The sequence below is a fragment of the Micromonospora sp. NPDC049497 genome (genome assembly GCF_044465805.1).
In the GTDB taxonomy this organism is placed as follows: domain Bacteria; phylum Actinomycetota; class Actinomycetes; order Mycobacteriales; family Micromonosporaceae; genus Micromonospora.
This window is the reverse complement of record NZ_JBITMC010000046.1, coordinates 1-1,189: the sequence shown is the minus strand read 5'-3', so window position 1 is coordinate 1,189 and position 1,189 is coordinate 1. Positions and strand designations below refer to the sequence as shown.

Below are 1,189 nucleotides of genomic sequence, written 5' to 3'. Positions count from 1 at the left end.
CCGATGTCGGTGATGGTGCCGGCGCCTTCGCCGCCGATGGGGCGGGGGTCGTTGACGATGCCGAGGGCGACCACGACGTCGCGGAAGTTGACGCCGCCGGCGTGGAGTTGGACGCGGACCTGGTGGGGTTGCAGGGGTGCGGCGTAGTCGGGGCAGTGGGTCAGTAGCAGGTTGTCCAGGCTGCCGCCTGATGTGGTCTCCAACCGCCAGGTGTCACTCTCCGGCAGCGGTAGATTCGCTGACCGGTGGGCGGGGGCCAGGCGGGGCACATGGAGCGCGCCGTCCCGGATCGCCAGCTGCGGCTCACCACCCGCCACCGCACGGGCCAGCAGCTCGGTCGCGTCGTCCGTGGCGGCGGGGTCCAGGTCGACGATGGTGATCCGGTCCGGGTGCTCGGTCTGGCTGGAGCGCACCAGCCCCCAGCAGGCGGCCCCGGCCAGGTCGGTGACCCGATCGTCCACCCCCGTGCTCACCGCACCCCGGGTCAGCACCACCAGCCGGGTGTCAGGCAGCGACTCCTCGGCCAGCCACCCCTGCAGCAGCCGCAGCAGCGACTCGGTCAACCGGTGCGTCGCTTCCGGCACGTCGTCGTCCGCCCGGTGGCCGTCCGCGCCGCCGGTGGTCCAGCACGGCACCACCACGGCATCCGCGCCGACGGCGTGTACCGTCTCCGGCGCGTCGGCCACCGGCGCGGACGGGACCGTCCGGCGCAGCAGGTCGGCGGCAGCCCCGTCGACGCCGAGCGCGGCGAAACGGATCGTCTCCCGGTCGTCCGCGTCAACCGCCGCCCGCCCGTCGGCCAGGACCGGCCAGTCGACGTGAAGCAGCCACTGCGGGTCCACCCGCGGCGCGGCCGGCCCGGTGACCTGGCGCGGTATCTCCCGCAGTACCAGCGACCGGGCTGTCAGCACCGGCTGCCCGGCGGGGTCGTGCACGACCAGTTCGGCGCGGTCGGGCGCGGCGCGGGACAGGCGGACCCGCAACGAGGTCGCCCCGGTGGCGTGCAACCGCACCCCGGACCACACGAACGGCAGCCACACGCCGTCCCGCACATCGTCGGTCATCCCCAGGACGTGCAACGCCGCGTCCAGCAACGCCGGGTGTACGCCGTACCCGTCGACGTCGCCCCGGACCGGCTCCGGCAGCGCCACCTCCGCGTAGAGGTCGTCACCCGCACGCCACGCCCGGC

General features: G+C 74.7%; 1 protein-coding gene. It reads right to left on the bottom strand.

Features of this window, described 5'->3' with window-relative positions:
- Window positions 1-1,189, bottom strand: a 1,189-nt coding sequence (locus ACIBR0_RS28705; RefSeq protein ID WP_396720865.1) for a polyketide synthase dehydratase domain-containing protein, incomplete at both ends; no start/stop codon positions are given.